General features: G+C 71.8%; 18 protein-coding genes. 10 read left to right on the plus strand and 8 right to left on the minus strand.

What is annotated here, in order from left to right; translation table 11 throughout:
• Nucleotides 1-168 precede the first annotated feature (168 nt).
• Nucleotides 169-930 (minus strand): isoprenyl transferase, encoded by a 762-nt coding sequence (locus tag OG867_RS10410; RefSeq protein WP_018100938.1) that lies wholly within the window; start codon nt 928-930, stop codon nt 169-171.
• Nucleotides 931-1,129: 199 nt separating this feature from the next.
• On the opposite strand from OG867_RS10410, the gene mgrA reads away from it, so the two are divergent.
• Nucleotides 1,130-2,170, plus strand: a complete 1,041-nt coding sequence (mgrA, locus tag OG867_RS10415) for an L-glyceraldehyde 3-phosphate reductase (RefSeq protein WP_406284479.1) — start codon at nt 1,130-1,132, stop codon at nt 2,168-2,170.
• 271 nt (nt 2,171-2,441) lie between these two features.
• On the opposite strand, the gene OG867_RS10420 is transcribed toward mgrA, so the two are convergent.
• The 3 genes from OG867_RS10420 to OG867_RS10430 all read right to left on the minus strand — a co-directional run bounded on the left by OG867_RS10420 (nt 2,442) and on the right by OG867_RS10430 (nt 4,402).
• Nucleotides 2,442-3,011, minus strand: a complete 570-nt coding sequence (locus tag OG867_RS10420; RefSeq protein WP_406284481.1) for a hypothetical protein — start codon at nt 3,009-3,011, stop codon at nt 2,442-2,444.
• Nucleotides 3,012-3,075: 64 nt separating this feature from the next.
• Nucleotides 3,076-3,534, minus strand: coding sequence for a hypothetical protein (locus OG867_RS10425; protein ID WP_406284483.1), 459 nt, complete (start codon nt 3,532-3,534; stop codon nt 3,076-3,078).
• Nucleotides 3,535-3,601: 67 nt separating this feature from the next.
• A complete protein-coding gene (locus tag OG867_RS10430; protein ID WP_328902046.1) occupies nt 3,602-4,402 on the minus strand; it encodes a class I SAM-dependent methyltransferase in 801 nt (266 codons plus the stop codon).
• A 166-nt stretch (nt 4,403-4,568) separates the two neighbouring features.
• Between OG867_RS10430 and OG867_RS10435 the strand changes: the two genes are divergently transcribed.
• From OG867_RS10435 to OG867_RS10455, 5 genes are all read left to right on the plus strand, one after another.
• Complete coding sequence (locus OG867_RS10435; protein ID WP_328898588.1) at nt 4,569-4,874, plus strand: transposase; 306 nt, start codon at nt 4,569-4,571, stop codon at nt 4,872-4,874.
• On the plus strand, nt 4,871-5,764 hold the full coding sequence (locus OG867_RS10440) for an IS3 family transposase (RefSeq protein ID WP_406284486.1): 894 nt from the start codon (nt 4,871-4,873) through the stop codon (nt 5,762-5,764). The genes OG867_RS10435 and OG867_RS10440 overlap by 4 nt, the downstream gene beginning before the upstream one ends.
• A 7-nt stretch (nt 5,765-5,771) precedes the next feature.
• The gene (locus tag OG867_RS10445; protein WP_406284488.1) at nt 5,772-6,044 is read left to right on the plus strand and encodes a hypothetical protein; all 273 of its coding nucleotides are present in this window, start codon (nt 5,772-5,774) and stop codon (nt 6,042-6,044) included.
• 87 nt (nt 6,045-6,131) lie between these two features.
• A complete protein-coding gene (locus tag OG867_RS10450; protein ID WP_328902035.1) occupies nt 6,132-6,407 on the plus strand; it encodes a hypothetical protein in 276 nt (91 codons plus the stop codon).
• Nucleotides 6,404-7,723: a zeta toxin family protein gene (locus tag OG867_RS10455; RefSeq protein WP_406284490.1), complete on the plus strand. Its 1,320-nt coding sequence runs from the start codon at nt 6,404-6,406 to the stop codon at nt 7,721-7,723. The genes OG867_RS10450 and OG867_RS10455 overlap by 4 nt, the downstream gene beginning before the upstream one ends.
• Before the next feature lie 38 nt (nt 7,724-7,761).
• On the opposite strand, the gene OG867_RS10460 is transcribed toward OG867_RS10455, so the two are convergent.
• Nucleotides 7,762-8,292 (minus strand): HPP family protein, encoded by a 531-nt coding sequence (locus tag OG867_RS10460; RefSeq protein WP_406284492.1) that lies wholly within the window; start codon nt 8,290-8,292, stop codon nt 7,762-7,764.
• A gap of 139 nt (nt 8,293-8,431) precedes the next feature.
• On the opposite strand from OG867_RS10460, the gene OG867_RS10465 reads away from it, so the two are divergent.
• Entirely contained in the window at nt 8,432-9,010 is a 579-nt protein-coding gene (locus tag OG867_RS10465) for an ABATE domain-containing protein (protein WP_328902032.1), read from the plus strand.
• A gap of 11 nt (nt 9,011-9,021) precedes the next feature.
• On the opposite strand, the gene OG867_RS10470 is transcribed toward OG867_RS10465, so the two are convergent.
• Entirely contained in the window at nt 9,022-9,819 is a 798-nt protein-coding gene (locus OG867_RS10470) for an A24 family peptidase (protein ID WP_328902031.1), read from the minus strand.
• Nucleotides 9,820-9,907: 88 nt separating this feature from the next.
• Here OG867_RS10470 and OG867_RS10475 point away from each other — a divergent pair, with 88 nt between their 5' ends.
• Nucleotides 9,908-10,279, plus strand: a complete 372-nt coding sequence (locus OG867_RS10475) for a DUF192 domain-containing protein (protein ID WP_365678111.1) — start codon at nt 9,908-9,910, stop codon at nt 10,277-10,279.
• Between the two features lie 11 nt (nt 10,280-10,290).
• Here the strand turns inward: OG867_RS10475 and OG867_RS10480 are convergent, their stop codons facing one another.
• On the minus strand, nt 10,291-10,884 hold the full coding sequence (locus tag OG867_RS10480; RefSeq protein WP_328902029.1) for a hypothetical protein: 594 nt from the start codon (nt 10,882-10,884) through the stop codon (nt 10,291-10,293).
• A gap of 233 nt (nt 10,885-11,117) precedes the next feature.
• Here OG867_RS10480 and OG867_RS10485 point away from each other — a divergent pair, with 233 nt between their 5' ends.
• Both OG867_RS10485 and OG867_RS10490 read left to right on the plus strand, forming a co-directional pair.
• Complete coding sequence (locus tag OG867_RS10485) at nt 11,118-11,714, plus strand: GNAT family N-acetyltransferase (RefSeq protein WP_406284495.1); 597 nt, start codon at nt 11,118-11,120, stop codon at nt 11,712-11,714.
• 41 nt (nt 11,715-11,755) lie between these two features.
• Nucleotides 11,756-12,259, plus strand: a complete 504-nt coding sequence (locus OG867_RS10490) for a DinB family protein (RefSeq protein ID WP_406284497.1) — start codon at nt 11,756-11,758, stop codon at nt 12,257-12,259.
• Here OG867_RS10490 and OG867_RS10495 read toward each other — a convergent pair.
• Nucleotides 12,256-13,167 (minus strand): YihY/virulence factor BrkB family protein, encoded by a 912-nt coding sequence (locus tag OG867_RS10495; protein ID WP_406284499.1) that lies wholly within the window; start codon nt 13,165-13,167, stop codon nt 12,256-12,258. The two genes, OG867_RS10490 and OG867_RS10495, sit on opposite strands and share 4 nt — an antisense overlap.
• Nucleotides 13,168-13,216 lie beyond the last annotated feature (49 nt).

Here is a 13,216-nt window from a genome sequence, read left to right on the forward strand (position 1 = left end):
CGGAAGAGGCTGGCGTGCGACGGCGGGCCGTCGCGGAGCATCCCGCTTGTCATCGGCGCCCACCTGGTTGGCGACCGGGCGCCGGCCTGTCAGGGATATGCCCTCTTACCCGGCCGGCCATGCCGACCGGATCTCTTCCGGGGGACGGCGGGGCGGACCCCGCCGGGCTCAGCCTCCGTAGCGCCGGTGGCGCGCGGCGTAGTCGCGCAGGGCCCGCAGGAAGTCGACCCGGCGGAAGGCCGGCCAGAAGACCTCGCAGAAGTAGTACTCGGAGTGGGCGCTCTGCCAGAGCATGAAGCCGGAGAGGCGCTGCTCGCCGCTGGTCCGGATGACGAGGTCGGGGTCGGGCTGGCCGCGCGTGTAGAGGTGCTCGGAGATCAGGTCGGTGGAGACGATCTCGGCCAGGTCCTCGAAGGAGGTGCCCTTGGCGGAGTGGTCCAGGAGCAGGGAGCGCACGGCGTCGGCGATCTCCTGCCGGCCGCCGTAGCCCACGGCGACGTTGACGAGTATCCCGTCGACCCCGACGGTGGCCTGCTCGGCCTCCTTGAGGACGGTCTGGGTGTGGGCGGGCAGCAGGTCGAGCGTGCCGACGTGGTGGACCCGCCAGCGGCCGTCCGCGGCCAGGCCGCGCACGGTGTTCTCGATGATGCCGAGGAGCGGGGTCAGCTCGGACTCGGGCCGGTCGAAGTTGTCGGTGGAGAGCAGCCAGAGCGTGACGACCTCGACGTCGGTCTCGCTGCACCAGCCCAGGAGTTCCTTGATCTTGTCGGCACCGGCCTGGTGGCCCTCGGCCGCCGTGCCACCGGACGCCTTGGCCCAGCGCCGGTTGCCGTCGAGGATGACGCCGATGTGCTTGGGCACCTGGGAGTGGTCGAGGCGGGCCTCCACCCGGCGCGCGTAGAGCCCGTACACCAGGTCGCGCAAGTTCACTGAGTCCACCTCTCGGTTCCGTGCGGGCCCGCCGGCCCCAGCTCAGGGGTCCGGGGTCGTCCCCTGGGGATCGGATCGCCGCACTGGAAGGGGGCGGATCGCCCCGCCGTGTCATGGCAGTCCCGTCAGGCCACATTACTGCGCGGGCGCCGCACCCACCCAACTCGGCCTGTCACAAGTCCGTGATAAAGAGATAATCGTGACTGATTCCTCTTCCCCCTACCAGGCCGCCGCATCCCGCTACGACTCCATGGAGTACCGCCGCAGCGGACGCAGCGGCCTCAAGCTGCCGGCCGTCTCGCTCGGCCTCTGGCACAACTTCGGCGACGACCGGGCACTCGGCTCCCAGCGGGCCATCCTGCGCCGCGCCTTCGATCTCGGTGTGACCCATTTCGACCTGGCCAACAACTACGGCCCGCCGGCCGGCTCGGCCGAGCTGAACTTCGGCAAGCTCTTCCGCCAGGACTTCGCCCCGTACCGGGACGAACTGCTGATCTCGACCAAGGCGGGGTACGAGATGCACCCCGGGCCGTACGGGGAGTGGGGCTCGCGCAAGTACCTGCTGTCGTCGCTGGACGCCTCCCTGAAGCGGATGGGCCTGGACTACGTCGACATCTTCTACTCGCACCGCTTCGACCCGGAGACTCCGCTGGAGGAGACGATGGGGGCGCTGGCCTCCGCCGTACAGCAGGGCAAGGCGCTGTACGTGGGGGTGTCCTCGTACAACTCGGCGCAGACCGCCGAGGCGGCGCGGCTGCTGCGGGAGATGGGCGTCCCGGCCCTGATCCACCAGCCGTCCTACTCGATGATCAACCGCTGGACCGAGGACGACGGGCTCCTGGACACGCTGGAGGCGGCCGGGATGGGCTGCATCTCCTTCGTACCGCTGGCCCAAGGGCTGCTGACCGGGAAGTACCTGAACGGCATCCCGGAGGGCTCGCGGGCCACGCAGGGCAAGTCGCTCGACCCGGACCTGCTGTCGCAGGAGGTGGTGCGCCGGCTGAACGGGCTGAACGACATCGCGCGCCGCCGCGGCCAGTCGCTCGCCCAGCTGGCCCTGGCGTGGGTGCTGCGCGACAGCCGGATGACGTCCGCCCTGATCGGCGCGTCGAGCGTGGGACAGCTGGAGGAGAACGTCGCGGCGCTGGCGGGCCCGGAGCTGTCGGCCGAGGAGCTGAAGGAGATCGACGTCTTCGCCGTCGACACCGAGGGCACCAACATCTGGGCCGCGCGGGGCTGAGTGCGAGCCCGGCCCGGCGCCGGGCACAAAAAACGGGCCGGTCCGTGGGGGGGGGTTACGGACCGGCCCGAGGGGGGGTTTCCACCATAACCCTTCGTAAGTGATGCTGGGTGCCGCGGCGCGAAATAATTACTCTCCGAGAGTGACAGGCTTCGCTCCCGTCACGAGGCGACCCTCGCCGGACGTCTCTGACCTGCGGGGACACCGCCCATCCCGGGGCGGGCACCGGAAACACGCCCGAGACGTCCACAGGATGTCCACATTCCGCTCGTCAGTGGCCGCCCCGGGGCTTCACACAGCCCGTTCCCTCCATGTAGCGGCCGTGCGCCTCCGCGTTGACGAGTCCGTTGACCACACCGTCCAGCGAGCCGTCCAGACAGAGGGTCCCGAGGGTCACGGTGAAGGAGGTGCGGTGCGTTCCGAAGGTGCTCGTGGTGACCGATCCGTCCGGGTATCCGAGGGCGTGGAGTGCCTGGAAGACCGTGTCCTCGGTGGACTCCTGCCCCTCCGCGAGCGCGGCGAGCCCCTGCTTCACCCGCTTCACCTCCGCCTCGCCCCGGGCGCGGTCCGCGTCGGACAGGTCGAGGGTGGACTGGAAGGCGTGGTTCTCGGCGTAGTGCGGGTTGGCGTCGCCGCCCTGTTCGACGTGCTGACCGGGGGTGGGCTCGGCGCGCTGACCGGCGGTCGGCTCGGCGGCATGCCCGTCGCCCGGGCCCTCCGGGACGGAGACGGCGGAGGCCGGGGGCGGCGCCGCGTCGCCGGGGGTGGCCCGGACATGGCCGCAGCCGGTGAGTGCGGCGGCGGTCAGGAGCAGGGCAGCCGTGCGTCTCGCGGAGGTCATGGGTACGAGTATGGAACGGCGGTCCGGCGTGTGGCGGCGGGAGTTGGCACCCGATGCCATTCCGTCACGTCGCGGCCGCCGCGCCCCGGTGGCCCCGGGTGAAGCGGACGCCCACGGTGTCCCCGCCGACGACCACGAAGCGGCCGCCCTCGCAGCGGATCACGGCCTCGTGGACCTCACCCCGCTCGTCCCGGCGCTCGTCCGTGCTGAGCACCGTCCAGCCGCCTTCCGGGGGCTGCGGCAGACCGGCCGGCTCGGCGAACTCCCACTGGGCGGCGGGCACACACCAGTCGGGCAGCCGTGGCCAGGTGCCGGCGCCCACGTGCAGGGTGCCGTCGGAGGCGCAGGTCAGGCGGACCGACTGGCCGTCGTCCAGCACGAACGAGACGGCCTCCGGCTCGCCCATCCGGCCCTCGGGGCGGTAGAAGATCCCGAGGACGCCGACGATCCTGGCCCCCTTGAGCCACTCGGAGCCACCCCGGCGCGGGCCGTGCGCGGCATCCCCGTCGGTGCCGAGGTCCATGGCCAGCTCCTTCCCCGAACGCTCGCGACCAGAGTGCCATCCTTCTCGCTCCGTGGGGGCGCCCGTCTCACGCGGGTTTGCGGGCCTCGATCAGGAAGCGGGTGGTGTGGGCGACGAACGGGCCCTCGGTCTCCAGGCGGTGGTGCAGCGCCGCGAGTTGGGGCCGGTAGTGCTCGACGGTGAAGCCGGGCACCATCCAGATCACCTTGCGCAGGAAGTAGACGACGGCCCCGATGTCGAGGAACTCGGTGCGCAGCCGCTCCGACCGCAGGTCCACGACGTCCAGCCCGGCCGCCTCGGCGTCGGCCCGCGCCCGCTCCGGGTCGCGCGCGCCGCGCACCTCCGGGGGCTGCGGCCCGAGGAAGTACTCGACCAGCTCGAAGACGCTCGCGGGGCCCACCTGCTGCGAGAAGTACGTGCCGCCGGGGGCCAGCACCCGGGCGATCTCCGCCCACCAGGTGGTCACCGGATGCCGGCTGACCACCAGGTCGAACGCCCCGTCCCCGAACGGCAGCGGCGGCTCGTCCTCGTCCGCGACGACGGCCGCCCCTCGCGGGTGCAGCAACGCGGTGGCCCGGGCGATGTTCGGCGGCCAGGACTCGGTGGCGACGGCGAGCGGCGGCAGCTCCGGCACGGAGGCCAGCACCTCACCCCCGCCGGTCTGGATGTCGAGCGCGGCCCGCGCCCGCCCCATCCGCTCCCCCATGGCCCGCGCGTACCCCCAGGAGGGCCGCTGCTCGGTAGCCCTCCCGTCGAGCCAGGAGAAGTCCCACCCGTCGACGGAGACGCTGTCCGCCTCCGCGACGAGAGCGTCGAACCGGGCGGCTTCACCGGACATGGGCGGGGTGGCGTCGGATTCAGCGGGCATGGGCTCATCGTCCCAGCCGGACCGTGCGGCACGCGACCGCATTACGGGCGGGCACCGTGAGTGCCCAGGCGTGCCCGAACAGTGGAGTACAGGCCACTGTGAAGCTTCCCCTTGATGTTGGACACCTGGAGACTGGGACGTGAGGTTCCAGAGGAAGTAGTGCCAGGTGGGAAGCAAGAGCAACCGCAGTAGGCGGTACTCGGAGGAGTTCAAGCGCGACGCGGTCGCGCTGGTCCGCTCCTCCGGTAAGACCGTCACCGAGGTGGCCCGGGAGATCGGGGTCAGCGCCGAGGGCCTGCGGAACTGGGTCAAGCAGGACACGATCGACCGCGGGCAGGGGGCGTCGGGCGAGCTCACGAGCGCGGAGCGGGAGGAACTGCGTCGGCTGCGGCGGCAGAACCGTGAGCAGGCCGAGACGATTGAGGTGCTGCGAAAAGCGGCGGTCTTCTTCGCGAAGGAGAGCGATCGATGAACGACGTGTATGCGTTCATCGAGGCGGAGAGGACCACCCACAACGTTGCTCTGTTGTGCCGGCTGCTGAAGGTGGCCCGGTCCTCCTTCTACGCCTGGCTGGCCGGTGAGCCGGCACGCGCCGCCCGCCGGGCCGCCGACGAGGCCCTGGCCCACGAGATCACCGTCTTGCACATCGCCTCCCGGTGCACCTACGGAGTGCCGCGCATCCATGCGGAACTGCGCAGGCTGGACCGGCGGGTCAACCGCAAGCGGGTGGAGCGGATCATGCGTGAGCGCGACATCACCGGGGTCACCCGGCGCAAGCGTCGGTCGCTGACCCGTCCGGCGAAGAAGGCTGTGCCCGCTCACGACCTGATCGGCCGCGACTTCACGGCCGCCGCCCCGGGGCGGAAACTGGTCGGTGACATCACCTACATCCCCACCGACGAGGGCTGGCTGTATCTGGCGACCTGGCTGGACCTGGCAACCCGCGAGATCGTCGGCTACTCGATGGCCGACCACCACCGCGCATCCCTGGTGGTCGACGCACTGACGATGGCCGCCGGCCGCAGCGACCTCCGGCCCGGCTGCATCGTGCACTCGGATCGCGGAGCGGAGTACACCGCCGACGAACTCCGCCGGGTGGTAAGCCGGTTGGGGCTGCGGCAGAGCATGAGACGAACCGGCTCGTGCTACGACAATGCCGCCGCCGAGAGCTTCTTCGCGCTGCTGAAAGCGGAGATCGGCACCCGCCGCTGGCCCGACCGGACCACTGCCCGCGCTGAGATCTTCACCTTCATCGAGAGCTTCTACAACCGCAAGCGGCTGCGGAGGCATCCGGTCTGGGGCTACCTCACCCCGCTGGAGACCCGGCAGCGACACGAGCAAGAACACGCCCTCGCAGTGTAAGCATCGAGTGTCCAGCATCACGGGGAAACTTCAGGACCTCGCCGAGGCCGACTGGATCAGCGTCCTCCACAACTTCACGCCCCGCCTGCAGCTTGCCGCCTGCGCCGGCGGTCGCCACCAGGAACCCCCGGCGCCGGTGTCACTGTCGCTCGGCACATCCGAGGCACTCGAGGTGTACTTGGTCACTGCCGAGGCCCTCACCAGGGAGGCCGTGCACCCTGCCGCCGCGGAACTGGCCCGTCGCGCCGCCGAACCGGATGCCCCGTTCCAGGCTCCATAGTCGCTGTCCCCATCTCGTTCGCCAGACAGGATGGAACGGACAACGGCGACGCAAATCCACTGCCCCCGAGAGAAAGCAGGGAAAGCCATGCAGAACATCACGCCTGAACCAAGTGCCCCCTACACGGCCGCGCAGGCCGAGTCCTACGGGGACGCCCGCGGACTGCTCAATGCCCTCATCGCAGCCTGCAGTGCCAAGATCGGCAACACCGACGCCACTGACGAAGCAACCCGGCTGCAAAGCGAGCAACAGGGCTACCTGGACGAGCGACGTCACCTCACAGTGACGGATGATGCAGCTGTGGCTCGGATCCTGCGCGACTACCCGGCTCGGCTTCGGGCTGTCCGCGGAGAGGGCACGTGAGCGACGAGCTCTACCCACGTCTCGGATCCGACCGTGAGAACGCCCGTGTCTTCAACCGGCACGTTCGCCCAAGGATCACCGGCACGCCGCGCGAGAACCCAAACGTCCTGTTCATCGGTGGGACGCCCGGCTCAGGCAAAACCACCGCGCAGGACACTCTGCTGTCTCGGATCGGCCGGACCGATTCCTTCTCGCTCGACGGTGACGAGCTGATACTCCAACACCCTCAAGCCGAACGGTTGCACAGAGAAGGGGAATTCACTGGTGCGTACCTGGCGTCGGAGGCCCTCAAAGGGCACTGGTGGAGCCGAGCCGCCAGGTTACTGCGCATGCAACGCCTGGACACTGTGATCAGTGCCCCACTCGCCGGCCCCCAATGGGCGATCAAACGGATCACTGAGTTCCGCCGAGCGGACTTCCAGGTCGGCGTCGCCTTCGTCGCCACCCACGAGGCCCTGAGCCTGCAGGGCGTTGTCGACCGGTACCACCGCAACCGCCAATTGTACGGATACGGCCGATGGATTCCGCCCCAATGGCACGACGCCGCCTACTCCGGTGTACTGGATACGGCTGACCAGATCGACGCCTTACGGGCCGCCGACACCATCTACGTCGCCCGCCGCGACGGCACCCTTCTTCATACCAACCAGTTGAGCCCCAAAGGTGCCTGGTCTCTCGGGCTTGCGACCAGCCAGGCAATCGAGGCCGAGCGCAACCGCCCCTGGACCGCTACAGAAAGCAGCCATTTCCTGCAGAAGCAAGGACAGTTGCGCAGAGAGTTGAGCGCCGAATGGACGCCGCTCCTGGACAGCATCGACCGCCGGGCCATGCCTGCGATCTCTCCCCTTGTCGTCCGCGACGACGTCCAGCTGGCAGCTCATCGCGCGGAAACCGAGGGGCTGCTCCAACGGATCGAGCACGAGGCCGCGACGATGAAGTCCCGCAGCGGGGAACTTGGCCGGGCACACCACAGCGGTGAGAATGCGACCCGCCTGAAGGAACTCCGCGAGGCCGGTGCTCCGGCCGCCGAGCTACGACAGATCCGCGAGACGATGCACCAGGACCGATGGAACGCGAACATCACCGAGTTCAATCTCGGCCGCCGGATCGCAGGCACGACCCAGCTCCTCGAACGCACGGGACAGGAACAGCAACGCCGAGGCGAATTGGCTCCTGCGGAGCGACTGTACGAAGACCGGGCCCGCCAGCATCTTCAAGCCCTCGCGGCCAATCAGCCCGTCAGGTCCGTCCCTACCCGAAACGAGGGCCCGCGGCTCAGCGGACCGGAAGGGGGAGGTCGCCGACAAGGATGGTGAAACCGGCGGACCGAGCGGGCCGGGCACCGGCCCCCGGCTCACCACCAGTAGACCGGGTACGCCTGCTTGTTGAGGCGGTTGCCCACCAGGCCCACCAGGACCAAGAGGACCGTCGCCGCCGCCAGCAGGGCGAGGAACGGGCCGGCGGAGGGGCCGGTCGCCGCCACGATCACGGCGGTCGCGGCGGCGGGTGAGTGGGCGACGCGGAGCAGCATCATCGCGCCGAGGGCCAGGCCGCCCGCGAGGCCGGAGGACCAGATGCCCGGCCCGAGGACGGCGAGGACCAGGAAACCGGTCACGGCGGAGACGAGCTGGCCTCCGATCACGCTGCGGGGCTGCCCGAGAGGTGTCTGGGAGGCGCCCGCGATCAGCGCCATGCTCGCCGCCAGCGGCGGGATGAGCAGGACCTGGTGCGACCACTCCCCCACCGCCACCAGGAGGGTCAGGGCGACGACGCTGCTCGCCGTGGCGACCAGCGTCGTCAGCGGCTTCGGCCGGGGCGGCGCCTGCGTCGCGTGCCAGGGGCGCGCGGGGACGGGGACCTCGGCCGGGGGCCTGGTCTGCGCCATCGTGTCGGGTTCCCTTCGGGACAGGTGCTAATGGCTTGCACGTTAGCGTCGGTGGGGTGAATCTACCCGCAACCGCCCGATCACGCGGCCGTTCGCGGAACCTGGAAGAATCCGCGTACGCGGGTCAGGGAGGGCCGGAATGACGACGCACGGCAAGGACACGCTCGAAATCCGCCCCCTTGAGCCTCTGGCGGTCGAGTTCACCAGCTCGTGGCATTACGAGGCGGGCACCCTGATCGACGAGATCGGCACCCCGCACGGGCTGGCCCACTGGGTCGACGCGTACCGCCCGCGCCTCGGCATGGACGCCACCACCCCCGTGAAGACGGGAGCGCAGGACGTCACGACCGCGCTCGCCGTCCGCGAGGCCGTACGGGACCTGCTCGACGCCCTGGTCGACCGGGGGCGGCCGCCCGCCGCCTCCCTCGGCCTGGTGACCGAGCGGGCCCGGGGCGTCCAGCGGGCCGCGGTCACCTGGCCGGACACCGGGCCGCGGCTCGAATGGCCGGACGGGGTGCGGGTGATGGACATCGTGACCGCCCAGGTCTGCGCCTCGGCCACCCGGCTGCTGACCTCGCCGCGCCGCGCACTCCTGCGCCGCTGCCCGGCGCCCAGCTGTGTGCTGTTCTTCACGGCCCTGCGCACGGGCCAGCAGTGGTGCGGCCCCGCCTGCGGGAACCGCGCCCGCGTGGCGCGCCACAGCGCCCGGACGCGCTGAGCCCCCTGCGGTCAGGCCGCCAGCCCGCCGAACAGCAGGCCCAGGAACGCCCCCGCGATCATGAACGGGCCGAACGGGATCCCCGTCTTGCGGTCCGCGCGGCGCAGTGCGACGAGCCCCGCCCCGTACACCGCGCCGAACAGGAAGCCCGCGAAACCGCCCGCGAAGACGACGGGCCAGCCGTACCAGCCGAGGACCGTGCCCAGGGAGAGGGCCAGTTTGACGTCGCCGAAGCCCATGCCGCGCGGGTTGACGAGGAAGAGCAGGAAGTAGAACGCGCCCAGGACGAGGCCGCCGAGGAGGGCGGAGAGCCAGGAGCCCGCGTGTTCCGGCAGCAGTGCCGCCAGGCCCAGGAGTACGGCGGAGGCTCCGGCGGCCGGCAGGGTCAACCCGTCCGGCAGCCGGTGCACGCGGTGGTCGATGCTCGCGAGGAGCACGGCGACCGGGGCGAGCAGCAGCCAGGCCGCCAGCTCGGGGCGCGTGCCGGTGGACCATGCGAGGGCGGCGCAGGCGAGCGCCGTGACGACGGGGGCGAGGCGGTGGGGGGCGTAACGGGGGGTGGGCGCGTCCCCGGTCGGTACGGCGCCCGGGGCGCCCGTACGCACCTCCGCGACCGCCCCCTCCCCGCACCCGCCGCAGCGCGCCGCACCGAGCCAGGCGCGGGCGGGGCCGGTGAGCGGGTGGCCCGCCGGGCAGGCGTTCCGCCAGGGTTCGCCGGGCGGAACGGAGAACCGGTAGACGGCGCGCGGTACCAGGAGCCCGGTCGCGGCGCCCCAGAGTGCGGCGACCCCTATCAGCATGGCGTACACCTGAGCGATCCTAATCGGCCCGCCCCGGAAGGGGGTTGGGCCTGTGGATTCGGGCCCGGCGGCGGGACCGCGCCGCTACCGTCGGGCCATGGCTCGATGGCGCGATGGCGCGGGGACCCTGACGATCACGGACCGGGACGGGGTGACCGAGACCCGGGTGCCGCTGCGAATCGCGGCCTCCTACCGGCACCGGGCGCGCGGGCTGCTCGGCCGGGACGGGGTCGACGGGGCGCTGATGATCACGCCGTGCGGGAGCGTGCACTCCTTCCGGATGCGGTTCACGATCGATGTGGCCTATCTGGACCGGAAGTTCAACGTGCTGGCGGTCCACACGATGAAGCCGGGCCGGCTGGGCCTGCCCCGGCCGCGCGGCCGGCATGTGATCGAGGCGGAGGCGGGCGCGATGGCGGCGTGGGGGCTGCGGCCGGGCGTACAGGTCCGGGTCGAGCAGGCTCCGTAGGCACCCGCGGTCTATCTGCGGGGCACGTCGCTGCCGTAGACCACCCACGGCGACTGCTGGAAGGAGTTCACTCCGGACAGCTGCGGCTGGGCGCCGGCCACTTCGGGCAGCAGCGCGAGCGTGTCCGGCCAGCAGTCGAAGTACACCGAGCCCTTGACGATGAAGCCCGTCCAGTCGGTGGCCGCCGACGCGCCCTCGCGGTCGAGCACGAAGCCCACGCAGAGCAGCGAGGCCCGTCCGATCGCCTCGCGCACCGCGCGGACCACCCGTTCCCGGGCGTCGCGGTCCAGCGCGCCGAGGCCGAAGCACAGTTCCACCGTGCCGTCGTCGCCCCGGCTGATCCTGGCCCGTATCTCCTCGCCGCCGGGCAGCCAGAGCAGGAAGTCGACCCGGTCGAGGCGTTGCAGCCCGGTCAGCAGCACGAGTTGGTCCCGGCTCACCCAGGACTGCGTACCGGACGGGTCGGCGCCGGGGCTGATCAGGGTGATGCGCCGGGTGACCGGGTGGTCAGCGCGCACCCCCGCCACCTCCAGGTCGCCGAGCAGCGACTCGGCGTCGGGGCGGCTCCAGCACAGGTGGTACGAGCAGAAGAAACCGTCACTCATCGGCGCGTCACCTCGGCACTCGTGGTGGCTGCCCGCCCCGCCCGCGGCACCGCACGGGGCGGCGGCGTGGGGGCCGGCGGGTGGTCGGTACCGAGCGTACGGGCAACCCCTGGTCCGCGGCTCGGGCCTGCTTCCTCACTCGGTCATCGGGCCCGGCGGTCATCGGGCCCGGCTCGTACACTCGCCCGGCGGGCCGACCGGTCCGCGGGGCGGGGACGGCGGGGAGTCGCGACATGGCCAGATGGGTCCAGCCGACAGGCGCCGAGGCGCTGTTGGCGCGGCGGGACGGCATACGGCGGACCTATGCGGAAGCGTTCGCGGGCCCGCCGTGGCACGAGGACCCGGAGCTGGCCGACGGCTACGTCCACCGCCTGGCGAAGGACGCCGCCCGTCCCGGATTCAGGGCCGCGCTGGCGCTGGACGGCGTCCCGGAGGAGCCGGACGCCGCCTCGGTGGTGGGGTTCGCGACGGCCTGGACCACCGCCTCCCCCTTCCCGTCCGCCCGGGGCTACGCGGCCGTCGCCTCGGTCCTGGGCCCCGAACGGACGGCGGCCTGGCTCGTCGGCGCGCTGGAGGTGGACGAACTCGCGCTCAGCCCGCACGCCCGGGGGACCGGCCTGGCGGCCGCGCTGCTGGAGTCCGTCACCGCGTCCGCGCCCGAGGGCCGCTGCTGGCTGCTGACCTCGGCGGACGCCGAGCCCGCGGTGCGCCTGTACCGGCGGCTCGGCTGGCGCCGGGTGCCCGGCCCCGCGGAGGGCCCGGACATCGCCGTCTTCCTCGGGCCCGGGCATCCGGCGCTGCGGGATCCCGCCCTGCGCGCCGACGCATAAGTGGTGGACAACCCCCTTCCGCCCGGGGAAGCTGTGCGGCGATGACACGCACCGACACGCCTCCCGCATGGGACGAGCGCACCCAGCTGACCACGTTTCTCGACTACGCCCGCGCCACCGCGGTCGCCAAGTGCGAGGGGCTCTCGCAGGAGGACGCCGTGCGGGCGCCCCTGCCCGGCTCCCCGCTGATGACGATCGCGGGGGTGGTCAACCATCTGCGCTGGGTGGAGTACCACTGGTTCGAGGTGGTCTTCCTCGGCGGCGAGGACGAGGGCCCGTGGACGGACGAGGACCCGGACCGCGAGATGCGGATCGCCGTCGACATGCCGCTCGCCGATGTGCTGCGGGAGTACGAGGAGCATTCCGCCCGCTACCGGGAGCTGGTCGCGGCCCATGACCTGGACACCCGGGCCGTGCGGAAGCGCTCCAGCGGCGCGACCCCCGATCTGCGCTGGATCCTGCTGCACCTCGTCGAGGAGACAGCACGTCACAACGGCCACATCGACATCATCCGCGAGATCGTGGACGGGACGACGGGGGACTAGTTCTGCCGGGCCCGGTCCAGCTCGACGTTGAACTGGGCCCCGGACAGCAGCGCCAGGTTGGTGAACCAGACCCAGATCAGGAACACCACCAGCCCCGCCAGGGAGCCGTACAGCCGGCTGTACGAGCCGATGTACGTGGCGTACAGCGCGAATCCCGCCGACGCGGCGAGCCACAGCAGCGCCGCGAGCACGCCGCCGGGCACCGCCTGCCGGGCCCGGCGGGCCGGCTCCGGGCCGGTGCGGAAGAGGACCGTGATCAGCCCGGCGACCAGGCACAGCAGCACCGGCCACTTCAGCACCTCCCACACCGCGTCCCCCACCTGGGTCAGACCGAGGCGGTGCCCCGCCCAGCGCGCCAGCGGTCCGGTGAGTACGAGGGCGAACGCGCTGGCCATCATCAGCAGGAGCAGCCCGACCGCCCACGCCACGATGAGGTGCGCCTGGCGCAGCGCCGGCCGGGTGTCGTGCACCCCGTGCATGGCGTGCAGCGCCCGCCGGAACACCGCGAGATAGCTGGACGCGGACCACAGCGCGCTGACGGACCCGGTCACGACGAGCAGCCAGACGGCGGTGCGCTGCTGGGTGGCGGCCTCCAGCGGCTCGCGCAGCGCGGCGGCGGCCTCGGCGGGCGCGAAGGCGGTGATGTCCGCGATCAGCGCACCGGTGGCGCCCGGGCTGGCGAGCCCGATGACGGACACGGTCACCAGCAGCGCGGGCAGCAGGGCGAGGATCGCGTAGTACGTGAGGGCCGCGGCCCAGTCCGATAGGTCGTCGTTCCACAGCGAGACGGGCGTGCGGCGCAGCGCGAGCGGCCAGCGCCGGGCCCTGCCGGGACCGGGGGCGGTCGGCGGGGTTCTGCGCGGGTGGGGCGGGGCCCCGGCGGCGGTACCGCTGGACTGACTGGACACGGTTGCGGCTCCGGGGACGTGAGCGGTGTGGACGGGGCGGCGTCGGGGT

The sequence above is a fragment of the Streptomyces sp. NBC_00209 genome, assembly GCF_045206345.1.
In the GTDB taxonomy this organism is placed as follows: domain Bacteria; phylum Actinomycetota; class Actinomycetes; order Streptomycetales; family Streptomycetaceae; genus Streptomyces.